Annotated in this window: 17 protein-coding genes and 5 pseudogenes; 3 read left to right on the top strand and 19 right to left on the bottom strand. The window is 30.3% G+C overall.

Annotated elements, in window-relative coordinates; translation table 11 throughout:
- Positions 1 to 34: 34 nt before the first annotated feature.
- Positions 35 to 565 carry a thermonuclease NucI gene (gene nucI / locus AC2D8K_RS00220; protein WP_002451287.1) on the bottom strand — a complete coding sequence of 177 codons (531 nt, stop codon included), beginning with the start codon at positions 563 to 565 and terminating at the stop codon, positions 35 to 37.
- 133 nt (positions 566 to 698) lie between these two features.
- Here nucI and AC2D8K_RS00215 point away from each other — a divergent pair, with 133 nt between their 5' ends.
- Positions 699 to 881, top strand: coding sequence for a hypothetical protein (locus AC2D8K_RS00215; RefSeq protein WP_002451286.1), 183 nt, complete (start codon positions 699 to 701; stop codon positions 879 to 881).
- 193 nt (positions 882 to 1,074) lie between these two features.
- On the top strand, positions 1,075 to 1,239 hold the full coding sequence (locus tag AC2D8K_RS00210; RefSeq protein WP_002451285.1) for a hypothetical protein: 165 nt from the start codon (positions 1,075 to 1,077) through the stop codon (positions 1,237 to 1,239).
- Here AC2D8K_RS00210 and AC2D8K_RS00205 read toward each other — a convergent pair whose 3' ends face one another.
- The 6 genes from AC2D8K_RS00205 to AC2D8K_RS00180 all read right to left on the bottom strand — a co-directional run bounded on the left by AC2D8K_RS00205 (position 1,240) and on the right by AC2D8K_RS00180 (position 6,421).
- Positions 1,240 to 1,842: a response regulator transcription factor gene (locus AC2D8K_RS00205; protein ID WP_002451284.1), complete on the bottom strand. Its 603-nt coding sequence runs from the start codon at positions 1,840 to 1,842 to the stop codon at positions 1,240 to 1,242. It lies immediately after the preceding gene.
- Positions 1,839 to 2,939 (bottom strand): sensor histidine kinase, encoded by a 1,101-nt coding sequence (locus AC2D8K_RS00200; RefSeq protein WP_207023924.1) that lies wholly within the window; start codon positions 2,937 to 2,939, stop codon positions 1,839 to 1,841. Before AC2D8K_RS00200 ends, AC2D8K_RS00205 begins: the two co-directional genes overlap by 4 nt.
- Position 2,940: 1 nt before the next feature.
- Complete coding sequence (locus AC2D8K_RS00195) at positions 2,941 to 3,672, bottom strand: ABC transporter permease (protein WP_049424822.1); 732 nt, start codon at positions 3,670 to 3,672, stop codon at positions 2,941 to 2,943.
- Positions 3,672 to 4,544, bottom strand: a complete 873-nt coding sequence (locus AC2D8K_RS00190; RefSeq protein WP_002451281.1) for an ABC transporter ATP-binding protein — start codon at positions 4,542 to 4,544, stop codon at positions 3,672 to 3,674. Before AC2D8K_RS00190 ends, AC2D8K_RS00195 begins: the two co-directional genes overlap by 1 nt.
- A 161-nt stretch (positions 4,545 to 4,705) precedes the next feature.
- Positions 4,706 to 6,187 carry a cardiolipin synthase gene (gene cls / locus AC2D8K_RS00185; RefSeq protein WP_002451280.1) on the bottom strand — a complete coding sequence of 494 codons (1,482 nt, stop codon included), beginning with the start codon at positions 6,185 to 6,187 and terminating at the stop codon, positions 4,706 to 4,708.
- A gap of 30 nt (positions 6,188 to 6,217) precedes the next feature.
- The gene (locus AC2D8K_RS00180; RefSeq protein WP_002451279.1) at positions 6,218 to 6,421 is read right to left on the bottom strand and encodes a hypothetical protein; all 204 of its coding nucleotides are present in this window, start codon (positions 6,419 to 6,421) and stop codon (positions 6,218 to 6,220) included.
- A 228-nt stretch (positions 6,422 to 6,649) separates the two neighbouring features.
- On the opposite strand from AC2D8K_RS00180, the pseudogene AC2D8K_RS00175 reads away from it, so the two are divergent.
- A pseudogene (locus AC2D8K_RS00175) lies at positions 6,650 to 7,675 on the top strand (threonine aldolase family protein).
- A gap of 69 nt (positions 7,676 to 7,744) precedes the next feature.
- Here AC2D8K_RS00175 and AC2D8K_RS00170 read toward each other — a convergent pair.
- The 12 genes and pseudogenes from AC2D8K_RS00170 to hflX form a co-directional block, all read right to left on the bottom strand.
- Positions 7,745 to 8,104 (bottom strand): capsid assembly scaffolding protein Gp46 family protein, encoded by a 360-nt coding sequence (locus AC2D8K_RS00170; RefSeq protein WP_002451277.1) that lies wholly within the window; start codon positions 8,102 to 8,104, stop codon positions 7,745 to 7,747.
- Positions 8,080 to 8,198 (bottom strand): annotated as a pseudogene (locus tag AC2D8K_RS00165) (hypothetical protein); the annotation flags it as partial. The gene AC2D8K_RS00170 and the pseudogene AC2D8K_RS00165, both read right to left, overlap by 25 nt.
- Positions 8,199 to 8,262: 64 nt before the next feature.
- A complete protein-coding gene (locus tag AC2D8K_RS00160; RefSeq protein WP_002451276.1) occupies positions 8,263 to 8,457 on the bottom strand; it encodes a hypothetical protein in 195 nt (64 codons plus the stop codon).
- 6 nt (positions 8,458 to 8,463) lie between these two features.
- Positions 8,464 to 9,090, bottom strand: a pseudogene (locus AC2D8K_RS00155) (polymorphic toxin type 50 domain-containing protein); the annotation flags it as partial.
- Positions 9,091 to 9,191: 101 nt separating this feature from the next.
- A complete protein-coding gene (locus AC2D8K_RS00150; protein ID WP_002451274.1) occupies positions 9,192 to 9,386 on the bottom strand; it encodes an LSm family protein in 195 nt (64 codons plus the stop codon).
- Positions 9,383 to 10,027: pseudogene (locus AC2D8K_RS00145) on the bottom strand (polymorphic toxin type 50 domain-containing protein); the annotation flags it as partial. The pseudogene AC2D8K_RS00145 and the gene AC2D8K_RS00150, both read right to left, overlap by 4 nt.
- 104 nt (positions 10,028 to 10,131) lie before the next feature.
- The gene (locus AC2D8K_RS00140) at positions 10,132 to 10,254 is read right to left on the bottom strand and encodes a hypothetical protein (RefSeq protein ID WP_002451272.1); all 123 of its coding nucleotides are present in this window, start codon (positions 10,252 to 10,254) and stop codon (positions 10,132 to 10,134) included.
- 104 nt (positions 10,255 to 10,358) lie between these two features.
- Positions 10,359 to 11,228 (bottom strand): annotated as a pseudogene (locus tag AC2D8K_RS00135) (minor capsid protein); the annotation flags it as partial.
- A 674-nt stretch (positions 11,229 to 11,902) separates the two neighbouring features.
- A complete protein-coding gene (gene glnA, locus AC2D8K_RS00130) occupies positions 11,903 to 13,243 on the bottom strand; it encodes a type I glutamate--ammonia ligase (RefSeq protein WP_002451270.1) in 1,341 nt (446 codons plus the stop codon).
- A gap of 19 nt (positions 13,244 to 13,262) precedes the next feature.
- A complete protein-coding gene (locus tag AC2D8K_RS00125) occupies positions 13,263 to 13,628 on the bottom strand; it encodes a MerR family transcriptional regulator (protein ID WP_002451269.1) in 366 nt (121 codons plus the stop codon).
- Positions 13,629 to 14,008: 380 nt separating this feature from the next.
- Entirely contained in the window at positions 14,009 to 15,247 is a 1,239-nt protein-coding gene (locus AC2D8K_RS00120) for a methionine gamma-lyase family protein (RefSeq protein WP_484697767.1), read from the bottom strand.
- Between the two features lie 16 nt (positions 15,248 to 15,263).
- Positions 15,264 to 16,505: a GTPase HflX gene (gene hflX, locus AC2D8K_RS00115; RefSeq protein WP_002451267.1), complete on the bottom strand. Its 1,242-nt coding sequence runs from the start codon at positions 16,503 to 16,505 to the stop codon at positions 15,264 to 15,266.
- Positions 16,506 to 16,540 lie beyond the last annotated feature (35 nt).

The raw sequence follows: 16,540 nt of genomic DNA, 5'->3' as shown, positions 1-16,540 counted from the left end.
ATATTCATAAATGTATTGGCCTTTTTATTATATATTAACTCCAAATATTAACTTTGTTTTTCTTAGCTTCATTTTGAGCTTTTTTAAATACATCTCTATACTTGCCATTTGGCGCAAAGTACTTCTCTCTTGCTAAACCTTTTTCAATTAGTTCTTTATTATACATATGATCTTTATCTAGCCATACATATGCTAATGTTCTACCATATCTGTCATTTTTTTCTTTATCATATTCAAGATATACATCTTTATTGGTTAAAGTTTTCTTACTATAGTTTGAAGCTTCTTTACCATAAGGTTGAACAGGTGTGTTCGGTTTAACTGTTTCAGGCGTATCAACACCAATTAAACGCACTTTAATATTTTTGTTGCCCTGTTTTGCTACAAATGTATCACCGTCAACTACCCTATCAATATGGACTTTTTCCTTTCCTTTTAATTCTGTGCTAGTATTTTCAGATTTAGATCCACTAAATGGTCCAGTATGATTAATAAATTGAAACAATAATACACAAACAACTATGATTACCAACACGAGTGTTGATAAAGACTTTTTCGATTTCATTGATGTCACCCATTCTTACTTATTTATCCTGACTAATCATAATGAATAATAATCATAGCGTCAATACTAAATAAAAATTTTTAAACAAGCATGACCATGATATAATAATCAATGATAGGAGTGAATTAACAATATGTCTAGTGAGAATAGAGTCACACTTATAGCAGTCATTGTGGCAGTTATAATAGGTATTGTAATGCAAGTTGTATTTAAATTCCCAACTATAGTTTCTGCCGTAGTTGCATTATTTTTAGGGATTTTTGTAGGATTTATCGTTTATTTAATTACTAATTTCATGGAAAAAAGAAAACGATAGCAATTAATTTTATGAAATATCAATAATAAACAAAGCGTGCCATTGAAATCAAATTCAATGGCCTTTTTTCATTTCAAAAAAATATTTATTTTGTAACATTTATGTGAATATTAGAGGAATAATTTGTAAAATTTGTGGTATATAAAAATTAATAAAACAATTAATTCAATAAAATTTTTAGGAGGGGGAAATTATGGAAATTATAGATTGCATCATTGATAGCTATGAAATTACTTATAAAGTTAAAACACCCCAAAATCATACATTCGATCATACTTTAAGCATTGAAACACCAACTTATAAAGCAATTGAAATTTTAAAATTACTTTCAGAACATGTTGATAAACAACCAAGCTAATTATATCCACCCATTATTTGTGGCAATTTTCCAAGCATCAAAACGATTTTCTGCTTCAAGTTTATCAATAATAGATGAGGTATAATTACGTATTGTTCCATTTGATAAATATAATTTATCTGCAATATCCTTACTACTTAATCCATTACCGATTTCTCGTAAGACAACTTGTTCTTTGTGCGTTAATGGATTGGTGTACGTAATTAATGATGTCATCAAGCTATCACTATATTCTTTCTTCCCTTTAACTACCTTCTGAATAGTATTTACTAATTCATCTATGGATCGCTCTTTTAAAACATATGCATCTACATCATTTGCTACAGCTTTTTCAAAATATCCTGGTCTTTTAAAAGTTGTAACAATAATAATTTTGGTCTGTAATTTTAAAGTTTTAGATTCTGCTAAGACTTCAATACCTGTCTTACCTGGCATTTCTATATCTAGTATTGCAATATCAGGTTTATATGTTTTTATTAACTCTAATGCCTCATTACCATTTCCTACATCTGCTAATACCTTCAAATCATCATTTAATTCTATAAGTTGTACCATTGCTTTTCTAAGCATATGTTGATCTTCAGCTATAATCATTGTAATCACATCATTTCACCTCTAGGTACACAGATTGTTAGCTTAGTTCCATTGTGGTTTTCAATATTTAGTTCTCCGTTTAAATAATTTACTCTACTCCGAATACTACCAAGCTTTTCTTTATCTTTATTATTCATTCCTATACCGTTATCTTGGATAGTTAAAATAATGCAATTTTGATAATCACTTAAATTAATTTTAACTTCAGTTGCATTAGCATGTTTAATTATATTATTTATCGCCTCTTTTAAAATCATGGATACTAAAGCCTGTTTAGCTGGATTTAAAGATGCTACTATTTGTGTGTTAGAAAAAGCAAAATCAATTTGAGCATCTTTTAAAATTGTCGAGACAGCTTTGACTTCTTCTAGAAATGAAGGCGTTTGAAGATTTTCTATTATATTTCTCACTTTTTTTAACGTGTCTTTTGATAGTTCATTGATTGATTCTATTTCATCTCTAGCTTTAGTTGGTTGTTGATCAATCAGTTTCATAGCTAGCTCTGATTTTAATGTTAAACTTGCAAAAACGTGACCCAACGTATCATGTAAATCTTGTCCTATACGTGATCTTTCTTGTTCCGCTATTAGAATATTAATGTATTTATTCTGTTCTGTAAGTTTTTCTTTCATTTTACGCTCTTCTAAAGCATAAATATTCCCTACACACATTAAAAAAATGACCACAAAATAAATTGATAGAGGTAATGTTGCTTCATTTATAAAAATAAAAGTGATTCCTAGTGTTACTATCATCGCAATAACAAATGTAATAAAATATTTAGACTTAAATCCTTTTTTCAACATGAAAGGAATAGCAAATGCACTAAAGAAGAAAAATAATGCATTCATTGGTTGTTTACATATAACAAAATAATCTAATAATATATAGTGAATCAGAAACAGTGTATATAGTGTTTTATCACTCATGTGATTATAGTAAAAGACAATTGTGATATAATCAATTGCAAAAATGATTAGAATCAGTAAATATTCCAATTTGGGTCTGTCAATACTGTAATCGATAAGGTTTAATATCGGAAAAATCAAATAAATTAAAGGAGTTATTCTAGTTCCAATTTTTGTCCAAACGGATACATTTGCCATATTAATCCACTGCTTTCTGTTTATTAATCAGTATTGCGATAATTAAAAATATCACGCTATAAAAAAATATTATTCCAAAAGAAGTAAAATCGAGACTATCACCTTTACTTAAACGATAAGCCAAATGTTTAAGATGATAAGTAGGTGTTAATTTAGAAATAGTTTGTAACCAATTAGGAAATGTGTTAGTTGGGAACCATAAACCTCCTAAAATCGCTAATCCTATACCTATTAAGTTAGCAATACTGCTTGCTTTTTGAGTATCGTTAAATTGAGCAATAATTAAACCTAATGTTAACAACAAACTAGCACCTATCCATAATATAACTGCAGATTTTATCCACTTTATCATTTCCATATTTACGTTATTATAAAAATGTGCTACTACAAATATTAATACAATAGCTAATAAAAACTGAAAAGTAGTCTTACTAACTTTAACCAAATAATATGACGTTATATTGAGAGGTGTGGTCATAAGATGCTTAAACCACCCATTTGTTCTTTCTTCAATCATATCAACAGGAAATGAAATCAAACAAAAGTTCATACAACTAAATACTACCATACTATACATATATTCCTTATAAAATATTATTCTTTCAGATTTAGGCAAATCTAATATAGAAGTGAATAAAAGATAAAAAAATAGTGGTAAACATATGGACATAATTAAATATAATCTTTTCCTAAGTAGAACTTTAAATTCGATTGTAAAATAAGACATTAGCATTATATTTCCTCCTCACTGATATTCGACTTATTAAATAGCACTTCTAATAGAGATGATTTATATATTTCAATTTCATTTAAATCAATATTCTGATTCATCATTTCAATTAATATGTCCTTGACTTGTTTTGTTTTAATTTCGAACTTTTGTTCTAATTTTTTGAATATAAAATTAACAGCCAGTTTTTGAACTTCATCTTTATATTTAAGTGGAATATATATGTAAGATGCTTTTTCTAAAGACTTTATTTTATTTATATCCCCCTTAATTTTAATATGACCATTTTCTAATAAAGCAATTTGATCAGCCATTCTTTCTACTTCCTCTATATAATGTGTGGTATATAAGATGGTCATACCTTCACTTTTAAATCGATTGATTATTTTCCAAAAATGTTCTCTCGTTTCAATATCCATTGCAGTGGTTGGCTCATCTAATATAAGTAACTTTGGTCTACCTGTAACTGTTAAGGCAAAATCTAAAATTCTTTGTTGTCCACCAGAAAGCTTTGAAGCCCATTGATTTAACAATTGTTCGTCAAAGTTAGTGATATTCATAAAATCCTCTTTAGAAATATGCTCTTGGTATAAACTACAATATAAATTAAATAACTCTTTTACTTTTACTAATTTTGGAAAATGTGTTTTTTGATATAAAACAGCCATATATTTTCTATTAATTAAACTATGTTTATCAATAATTTCACCAAATTCCATTGCTTTATTACCAATAATAATATCGATTAATGTTGATTTTCCTGCCCCATTCTTGCCAATGAGTGCCGTGCAAATCCCATCTTCTATATTTAAGTTAATATTTTCAAGTACATTGACATTGTTAAATTGTTTACTTAAATGATTTATTTTTATCATTTATACCACCTCTTTTTTGAGTTGAATACAGAATATCAAGTTTGTATAACTCAAAATAGTAGCGTTTGTCATTATTTAGATATGACATTTGTCACATACTTTACATAATATACTTATAATAAACAAAAAACTGCCACCATTAGTGACAGATTTTTTGTTTATTATAAAATTGGTGAAATAAGTTTAGCTAAATCTTCTTTAATTTTAATTGTTAATGAACGATTTCTATAGCCTTCTATTGTTAATTCTTTTGACTTTTTAATATCTTCTTTATAAGCTTGTTTAATTTTTTTAGTCATATCTTTATCATACACAAATGCATTAACCTCAAAGTTTAATTCAAAACTTCTATAGTCCATGTTTGCTGAACCGACTGACACGACCTCATCATCAATTAAACATACTTTAGAATGTAGGAATCCATTTTCATATGTATAAATATGGACACCACTTTCTAATAATTGTGCCGCATTCGCAAATGTTGCCCAATAAACAAATGGATGGTCTGGCTTACAAGGAATCATTAAATGTACCTCAATACCAGTCGCTGCTGCCATTTTCAAAGCATTGATATATGAATTATCTGGAATAAAATAAGGCGTTTGTATATAAATCGACTTTTTCGCTTTCATAATCATTTTAGTATAACCAAATTCAATTTGATGCCAATCTTCTGCTGGACTACTCGCCACAATTTGCATAGGTACATGTCCATCTTGCACATGCTTTTTCGGGAAATATCTATCGTTATATTCGAATTGTGGTCTATGTGCTTGTGAATTCCAGTCCATCATAAATCGAGTTTGTAAACCATCAACTGCATCTCCAGCAATTCTAAAATGCGTATCTCTCCAATAACCTAATTTACCTAAACCAAGATAATCATCACCAACGTTGAAGCCACCTATATAGCCAACTTGTCCATCAATGACTACAATTTTACGGTGATTACGGTTGTTCATACTAAAATTGATAATAGGTAATTTAGAAGCAAAAAACGCCTCTACTTCTCCGCCTAGTTCATTAAAGTGTTTAAAATTAGCTCTTCCAACTTTTTTAGAACCGACATCGTCATATAATAATTTGACTTCTAAACCTTCTTTCAGTTTTTCCTCTAATGCTTTGATGATACGTTTACCTAAGCCATCCAATTCGAAGCCAAAGTATTCTAAATGAATATAATCTTTAGCATTTCGAATATCTTCTAACATTTGATCATATAATTCATGACCATCTGTAAAAACATCAAGTTGGTTATTTTCAGTAATAAATCCATCTTGATTCATAAGTAACATTCGTACTAGGTCATGGTGTTTCGCTACTAATTCGTTATCAGTACCATAATTGTGTTCATCAAAATCCTTAATCTGTTTATCAATAAGTTCATTAAAGGCATCTAATTCTTTACCATTATTTTTATCCAACTTACGTTTAGACACTGTACGTCCAAAGAATAAATAAAGGATAAAACCAATTAAAGGTAATACAAATAGTACAAATAACCACGCCCATGTAGAACTTGCACTACGTCGGTTTCTCTCCAAAAATATAATAATAAATGCTAAAACAACATTAATTACAAAACCTATTGCAAGTAATATCGTAAAAAGCATACCCAAATCATGAGAAAACTTTAATTCCATAAACATATACTCCTAACGACATATTATCTTTTAATTTGACTCATTTTTGACTAAAGTCACAAAAGCAGTGAAATCTTCCTCAATATTTGGAAACTTTTGTTCTTCAGTCTGTTTAATTGTAACATTTAACAAACGATAATTTGCCCCTTCTTCTGATTTTAAAAATTCATTTAAAGTACTTTCTAATTTTTCTAAACTACTTTCTGTAAAAGTCTTAAATTTAATTTGTTCCATGTTCTAATCCCCTTTTCTTTTTATTGATTAAATGATACGGCTTTTCCAAAAATAATTCAATAAATAGCGAAAGCGAGAAAAGGAATTAAATATATTTTGACATTATATTGCTCGGAATATATTTGAAATATATTTAAAATAAGATATAATATATTCATCCATCTTAGTTATCAGAATAATCTAACTAATTAAGGAAAGTAATTCATTGTAATATTGGAGGGAAAGTAAATGTTATCTTTTGAAAATGACTATTTAGAAGGTGCACATGAAAAAGTTTTACAACGTTTAATTGAAACAAATCGAATTCAGGCTCCAGGATATGGTTTTGACCAATTTACGGATCTAGCTATCCAACAAATTAAACATAAAATTAAATGTCCTGATGCAACGATTCGTTTTTTAGTAGGAGGTACGCAAACAAATCAAGTCGTGATTAACTCCATGTTAGAAAGCTATGAAGGTGTTATCTCAGCAGATACAGGTCATGTTGCAGTACATGAAGGTGGCGCAATCGAATATAGTGGACATAAAGTACTGACAATCCCTTCATCAGAAGGAAAAATCACTGCCAACGGTGTTGAAGATTATATTGAAACATTTAATAGTGATTTTAAACGTGATCATATAGTCTTTCCTGGTATGGTATACATTTCCCATCCTACTGAATACGGTACATTATATTCAAAAAATGAATTAGAAGCACTATCTAACGTTTGCCGAAAACATAATCTCCCCCTTTTTATGGACGGTGCGCGCTTAGGTTATGGTTTGATGAGTGATCAATCAGATATGACTATTGAAGATGTTGCGAATTTCTGTGATATTTTTTATATCGGTGGAACTAAAATCGGTGCATTATGTGGAGAAGCAGTTGTATTTACGAAGCAGAACGAACCCAAACATTTTACGACACGTATTAAACATCATGGTGCCCTTTTAGCTAAAGGACGATTAACCGGCATACAATTTCTTGAATTATTTACAGATGATTTATATTTCAAAATTAGCCGCCATGCGATAGAAATGGCCAATAAAATGAAAGAAGGTTTCCTTAAATAAGGATATCGACTATATTTTGATTCACCCACTAACCAACAATTCTTCATTTTAAGTAACGATAAAATTAATGAATTAAAACAAAAAGTAAAATTTGCCGTTTGGGAAAAATATGATGATCAACATCGAGTTGTAAGATTTGCGACAAGTTGGGCCACAACTGAAGAAAATGTTAATCGATTATTAGAATTGATATAGATAAGTATTTTGAAAGCATCATTCTTTAAGAGAGTGGTGCTTTTATTATATGTTCACAGAAGACATTTTTTAGACTACCTGGTCATCAACATTGTCAACACCAGCTTCTTTAAGCATTAATCGTGTTTCCTCTTTCATTTGATTCAAAGCTTTTTCTGCTTTAAGTTCTTGATTTTCTTTCAGAACTTTTTCAAGTTCATATTGAGTCTTCTGATCACGATTCATCTTGGCTAATTTCTCAGCTTCTTGAACAGCATCTTTAATACGTTCATCTGACTTCTTACGTTCTCTGGTCAAACGGTCTTTAAGTATTTGTGATACTTCTTCTTGAGAAAAAGTTTTCTCAGTTTGTTGTGATTGTTCATCACTGTTGTTTAATTCCTCATTGTTCTTAGGTTCTTCAGTAATATTACTTTGATTATTCTCCATGAGATATACCTCCGTTTATAGTCTGTCGACTGTTATTCCATACTTGCTTTTAAATATCATCAGCACGTTTTGGACATTAAAAAATAACCTTCACATTGGAAGGTTAAAATTGGGTATAAAAATAGCACCACTTTCTATTTATCTGTGTAGAAAAAAAGTTATGTGTTTAAAACTATAGTTTTAATTTTATTTTCTGATATATCATATGAAATACTACCTGTATCAATTTCTATTGAATCATAATTATCGAAATTATCAACTTTATCATCAAAGTCAATCACTTTTCCAATCAATACTTTATTATTAGTAAGAGTTAATTTAACTGATTTACCTAAGTATGATTGTAATTTCATATTTAATCACTCCTTTTTAATATATGGAACTACATGAAATCCAGTTTTAGAATAATGAACTTTACCTAAATTCGTTTCAATATACTTTCCATTCACATATGATTTACCTATTATCTTTTTGTAATCTATAACTTGTTTTTTTCTAAAATTCCCTTCATCATCAAATAAAACAGGAATATCAATAAATTCTTTTTTAGTCAACTTTTCTATTTCATTAGAATCTATTGTAATATAACTTGGTAAGTAAGATGAATTATTTTTCTTATTAATATATGCATTTGTATTTAAGATATGACGCTCTTGTTTTTCATTATTCAATTTCATCTTTATTTTACCATTACTTATCATTTCAAGCATTTCTTTTTTAGCTTTTCCTTGTAATTTTTCTTTTTCAGATACTTTATTCTCTACTTGATATTTACCTTTACGCTCTTTAAAGAACTTGTCTCGCCAATTCCCTACATGTGGCACTGTGGTACTTCTACACCATGGATGCATAGGTGGCGCATTTACACCTGGAATCATTTATTTAACTTTAAATACTTTGCCGTTGATTGAATGACATAACTTAGACGTTTTCTTATCTATTTTAGCCACATATTTATATTCGCCATCTTCACTTAAATCTTTTAATTGTCATCAGCACGTTTTGGACATTAAAAAATAACCTTCACATTGGAAGGTTAAAATTGGGTATAAAAATAGCACCACTATAGTTTCTTACGATTAGATGTTTATTCTAATATTTTAATATATTTAATCTGACTTTCATCAAAATCATATAGAGCGTTTCCATCATCTAAATGTATAGAGTCTTCTCTGCTTTCGTTATCTATTTCATCATCATAATTTGTAATTTTTCCACTAAATTTTTGGCCATCAGTTAATTCTAAAATTACTTTTTTACCAATATAAGTCCATAATTTCAATTCTTATCTTCCTTTCCATTTGGAACAATGTGGCTACCAGTTTTTGAATAATGAACTGTACCCCATTGCGTTTTTATAAATTTTCCATTTATATAGTCTTTCCCTATAATTTGACCAAAATTGATTACTTCTTTATTTTTCCATTTTCCTTCACTATCAGTAATCAATCGTCCAGCACCAAATTTTTGGATTAACAATCTATTTAATTCATCACTTTTTAGTATTGTATAACTAGGTATTCGTTTTCCTACTAAAAAATTCTTAGTTTTATATTTCTCATATAGCTTATGACCTAACATATGTCTATTTTGTTTTTCAGGATTAATTTCTACTTTTATTTTACCATTACTTATCATTTCAAGCATTTCTTTTTTAGCTTTTTCTTGTAATTTTTCTCTTTCGAATATTTCATTGGTTACTTGATATTTACCTTTACGCTCTTTAAAGAATTTCTCTCGCCAATTCCCTACATGTGGCACTGTGGTACTTCTACACCATGGATGCATAGGTGGCGCATTTACACCTGGAATCATTTATTTAACTTTAAATACTTTGCCGTTGATTGAATGACATAACTTAGACGTTTTCTTATCTATTTTAGCCACATATTTATATTCGCCATCTTCACTTAAATCTTTTAATTGTCATCAGCACGTTTTGGACAATAAAAATAACCTTCACATTGGAAGGTTAAAAAAATGTATAAAAATAGCACCACTTTCTATATTTTTATGTAGAAAGGATGCTATTTTTCTAATTTTTGTTCTTTATTCTTATTTTCTAATTCTATTGCTTTCTTGTATTCTTCATCCAATAATTCTTGTGACTGTTTATTAGTTATTTCACCATCTAACTGTGCAAAATACATTTTAATCACCTAACTTTATATATTATGTTACCACTATTATATAATCTCTTTAGAATCATATCAATATCCTTATGATTGAATTTTTTTATATTCTTATTTTTATTTTATTTTTTAATACAATCAATACAAGTTGATTTGCAATATTCTTTTGTCTTAGTTAAGTACTTTGTTTGACCTTTATTTGTAACAATTGTCAGTGTTTTAATAGAATTATTAAATATAAATAAATACAAGTCTGTAAGAGAAAAACTAGACTGCCCAGGATGGTTATGTAACATAATAATTGTATTAGGTTTACTGTTAAATAACAATTCTGTTGCTTTTTCCCCTGGTGCAAAAGATACACTATCTTGATCACCATATACTTTTGTAACTTTACCATCTTTTAATAAATAAGCTACTTCATTGCTATCATTGTTTTCTTTGGCGTCTTTAAGCAAGGCTTTATGTTGTTCTTGTATAAATTGATTTTCTTCTTTGGTATGTGTTGGAATATCAACGTATCTTACTTTATCAATCGCTTGATCAGTAATATTAATTTTCTTACCTAACACTTTAGCTTGTTTAAGCTCGTTATTTTCTTCTTTTTGTTCTACTTGATACTTACCTTCACGCTCTTTAAAGAACTTGTATCGCCAACTGCCGACATGTGGCACTGTGGTACTTCTACACCAAGGATGCATAGGTGGCGCATTCACACCTGGTATCATATCTTTAACTTTAAATATTTTTCCGTTGAGTGAATGACATAATTTAGATGTTTTACTATCTATTTTGGCAACATATTTATATTCGCCATCTTCGCCTAAATCTTTAAGATAAGCTATCTTTTGTGATTCTGTTTGTACACGTGCTGATTCGGTTACTAACAATCGACTAGCGTTATACGTAGTAGATTGCGTTTGTTTTTTAAATTCAGATACGAATTCATTTGGATGACGACCACGAATAACGACATGACTCGTGACACGTTCTAATTTAGTCATTACATGAGAAAAGATTTCGTTTTGTATGATGTCTTTGAGATCTTATCACTTTTTACATTTAAAAAGACGTATCTAATTAGATACGTCTTGGTCTAAATACAGTATTCACTTATGGCAAAATTTAAATTAAAGCATTTCCAAATAGTTCAATGTTCATATTACTTATTAAAACTAAATTAAATATTTTATTAAAAGTATAATTCCAATTAAGAGAAGTGCCCCTTTTAAAAAATCTAATTTCTCTTGTTTTGTCGTTTTCCTTACTGTAATCGTTACTTTCATAATTATTTACCATAACATCAGTAAATATATAACTAATGTCTACCTTTCTTTTTATTTTATATTAATTATTTGATATCTATTATCCATCTATTTTTGCGTTCTTATTTTTAAATTATCATTTCGTTCACTACGACTATAATAGAGTCATACTAACTTTTTTATTTCTTCCCTCAATGATATTTATAATAAAAGTTAATTGTCTTAAGTTCATTAAAAATTCTTTTATTTCATTTTTATCGAGAGAGGTGGACAATAAGTGGACAACAATCTAAACACGATTCTACATAAATTGTATTGTTCACGCCATCATACAAAAAAGAGCTAAAGCAAAATTGCTCTAGCCCTTGATATAACGACATTCCCCAATGTTGTTTAGCGTTTTAGTATTGTTTCATATATTGCTCACGTTCCCATTCAGAAACTTGAGTTCTGTAATAATCCCATTCAATTGATTTTGAATTGATGAATTGGTTATAGATATGATTACCTAACGCTTTTTTGATTGTTGGATTTTCACGCATTGCTTTTAACGCAGTGTATAAAGTTGATGGTAAATCTTGGATACCAACAGCTTCACGTTCTTCACGATTCATTTCATAGATGTTTTGGTTTACTGGTTTAGGAACTTCTAATTTGTTTTTGATACCGTCTAATCCTGCTTCTAAGATTGCTGCTAATGCCATGTAAGGGTTAGCTGCTGGGTCAACTGAACGTACTTCAATACGAGTAGATAAACCTCTTGATGAAGGTACACGTACTAATGGTGAACGGTTTTTACCACTCCATGCAATATAACATGGCGCTTCGTAACCTGGTACTAAACGTTTATAAGAGTTTACTAATGGGTTACATACTGCTGTGAATCCACGTGCATTTTTAAGAATACCTGCAGTGAATTGGTACGCTGTTTCAGTTAATTCCATGTCGCCATTTGGATCATAGAATGCATTTTCTTTACCTTTAAATAATGATACGTTGAAGTGCATTCCGCTTCCGTTCACACCAAATAATGGTTTTGGCATAAATGTTGCATGCAAGTTATGTTTACGAGCGATTGTTTTAACTACCAATTTGAATGTTTGGATGTTATCACATGCTGTTACTGCATCTGCATATTTAAAGTCAATTTCGTGTTGACCTGGCGCAACCTCATGGTGACTTGCTTCAATATCAAAGCCCATGTCCTCTAATTCAAGAACGATGTCACGACGGCAGTTTTCACCTAAATCCGTAGGTGCTAAGTCGAAGTAACCACCATCATCATTTAATTCTAATGTAGGTTCACCTTTGTCATCTAACTTGAATAAGAAGAATTCTGGTTCAGGCCCTAAGTTGAAGTCTGTGAAACCTAAATCTTCCATTTCTTTTAAGATGCGTTTTAAGTTGGCACGAGGGTCACCTTCGAATGGTGTACCATCTGTTTTGAATACATCACAGATTAAACGTGCAACTTTTCCTTGACCAGCTGTCCATGGGAAGATAACCCAAGTATCTAAGTCAGGGTGTAAGTACATATCTGATTCTTCAATACGTACGAAACCTTCGATGGATGATCCGTCAAACATCATTTCGTTATCTAATACTTTTTCTAATTGACTTACTGGTACTTCAACGTTTTTAATTGTTCCTAAAATATCAGTGAATTGTAATCTTAAATATCTCACATTTTCTTCTTCAGCAAACTTACGAATATCGTCTTTTGTAAAACTACGTTTTGGCATACTTGAAATCCTCCAAATTTTATTTTATAAATCGGGATAAGTCTCCTCGATTTATCGGCAATGTTTCACCGTATGGTTTTTGAGTTGCATCTACAATCATTTTCTTTCTAGTTTCATGTTCGTCTGATGATAAGTGATTCTCTTGTTTATGAATAATTTGTTTAATACCTTTAATGTTAAAGCCTTTTTCAATTAAAGATTTAATTTCTAATAATCTTTCCAAATCATTCAGCGAAAATAATCTCTTATTTCCCTCAGTTCTTTCCGGTTTAACAAGTTCATGTGTCTCATAATAACGAATTTGTCTTGGACTTAATTCTGTTAATTTACTGACTACACTCATGGAGAATACAGCCATGTTTCTTCTAATAGAATCATTAGACATCGCTAACATCTCCTCCACTTTTGAACTTGTACTTAATTTAGCATAGTTTAGCTCAGATTACAAAAATATGTTAGGTTTTCTGACATGATAAGTAAAACCATTGATATGACTGCATTTTAGAAGCATTGAAATACCACCACGTAACAACATTCACAAAATTTCTGAATAAATTTTAAAATTTTCTGATAAAACAAGCTGAAACAGGGTGGGACAACGCTAAAGAAATACTTTTTCTTTAAAAATTAGTATTTCTTATGAATGAGTTTCACTCATGTATTCCTATTTTAAAGTACACATTAGCTGTGGCTAATGCGTAAGAACCACTACATCATCAATGATTAGTGGTTCTTTATGATTTCTGTCCCACTCCCAATATCAAATTAAACAAGTCCTTGTTCTTTTAATTGAGTGACTGCACGTGTAACAGCTAATTTAACATGTTCATATGTTAAACCACCCTGAACATATGCTTCATACGGTTCACGTATAGGGCCATCAGTAGACAATTCAATTGAGGAACCTTGAATGAAAGTACCCGCAGCCATAATAACATCATCTTCATAACCTGGCATGTAACTCGGCTCTGGACTAAAATGTGCATTGATTGGCGATGCATGTTGGATACTTTGACAAAATGATATCATTTGTTCTTTTGTTTCAAATGTAACAGTTTGGATTAGGTCTGTACGTTTAACGTTATACTTAGGTGTTGTAGTCATATTTAATTTTTCAAGTAACAGACTCGTGAATAAAGCGCCCTTTAAACTTTGACTGACGACGTGAGGTGCTAGGAAAAATCCTTGATACATTTCTTGTAATGAATTTAAAGATGCGCCTGCTTCTTTACCAATACCTGGTGCAGTTAATCTATAACCACAACGCTCAATTAAATCCTTATTACCAGCGATATAGCCGCCTATTTTAGCTAATCCACCACCAGGATTTTTAATGAGTGAACCTGCAATTATATCAGCGCCAACTTCTGTAGGTTCTTGTTCTTCAACAAATTCTCCATAACAATTATCGACAAAGATAATGACATTCGGATATTGTGCTTTAATTGCCGAAATCGCTTCTTTAATTTCATCAACAGGTATTGAAGGTCGTTGATCATAACCTTTGGAACGTTGGATAGCAACGACTTTAGTTCGATCATTAATTGCATTTAGAACGTTAGGTATATCAATTTTACCCTCTGCTAATGCTACTTCATTATATGAAACACCATGTTCCTTTAAACTCTCAATGCCATTGCCGTTTACTCCGATAACTTCTAATAATGTATCGTATGGACTACCCGTGATATATAATAATTCATCACCGTATTTCAAATTACTTTGTAAAGCCAAGGTAATGGCATGTGTTCCAGAAATAATTTGAGGTCTTACAATGGCATCTTCTGCTTTAAATGTTCTTGCATAAATTTCTTCTAAATGATCACGTCCAAAATCATCATATCCATAGCCAGTTGTTCCTAATAAATCACTTTCTGTAGCTTTAACTGCATGAAACGCATCTAATACCTTTTCTTGATTAATCAAAGCAATGCGTTCAATATCTTTAAAGTACGGTGTCAATGTAGATTCTACATCTTCAATAAGACTTCTCATATCTGTCATCTTGCTAACTTCCTTTTTATATTTTTTTATATCCTTTAATTTCATAAGACTCGTCTTTTTCATTGAAATTGAGTTCACTGACGAGTGTATGTTGTTTTAAGAAATAGAGTCGGTCTGCATCCGAACTCGGTACTGTCTCCTCGTAATACGTTAAACTACGCTTAATTTGATTGATTAATAAATTTTTCACTTTATCCTTATCTGATTCATCTCTACTTGAAACAAATACATAAGGTTGTTCAGAAACTGGTAGGTCCATATTACTTGGACATTGATCCTTTTTATTAAAAATCACTGATTGAGGAATTTGATCCATATCTAGCTGCTTAATAAGTTGATTGACAGTATCATATTGAGAGCGATACTCTGGGTGACTTGCGTCAACCACATGTAAGAGTAAATCTGCTCCTTTAGCTTCTTCTAAAGTTGATTTAAATGCAGCTACTAGCGTTGTAGGTAATTTTTGAATAAATCCAACTGTATCTGAAATGATTAAATTAAATCCTTCATTGATTTGTATTTGGCGTGTTTTAGGATCTAATGTTGCAAACAATTGATTCTGTTCATATGTTGTTTCATTAGCTAACACATTAAACCATGATGATTTACCAGCATTAGTGTATCCTACTAATGCTATTTGAAAGACTTGATTCTGTTCACGTTTACTACGGTATCTGTCTCTGTGCTCAACAACAGTTTGTAATTGATGCTTGATTTCATTCATTCTTGTACGGATATGTCGACGATCCATTTCAAGCTTCGTTTCACCTGGACCACGTGTACCAATGCCACCACCAAGCCTTGATAAACTACGACCATGTCCTTGTAAACGTGGTAATAAATAATCTAATTGTGCTAATTCTACTTGTAGCTTACCTTCTCTACTTTTTGCTCTTAATGCAAAAATTTCAAGAATCAACTGTGTTCTATCGATAATTTTTATGCCCAAATTGCCATTTAATGTTTTAGATTGAGCTGTCGTTAATTCATCATTAGTCACAACAACATCTATATCATGGAATTCTATAAAAGCTTGAATTTCTTCAATTTTACCTTTACCAACATAGTATTTGTGATCAACTTGTTCACGGTTTTGAGTGATTTGACCTTTAACATTTAATTGGCATGTTTCTGATAGCGCTTCTAATTCTTCCATTGTCGATTCAAAATTAAATTCATTATCGTTTTGAGCATGTACACCGATTAGTACAGCCGTTTCTAATTTTTTCTTTGTATCATGTGTTGATAGCTGTGCCATGATATACATCTCCCTTTTAATTTAGTTCTTAAATA

Source organism: Staphylococcus sp. 510, from assembly GCF_057219715.1.
This window is presented reverse-complemented; position numbering and strand designations above follow the sequence as displayed.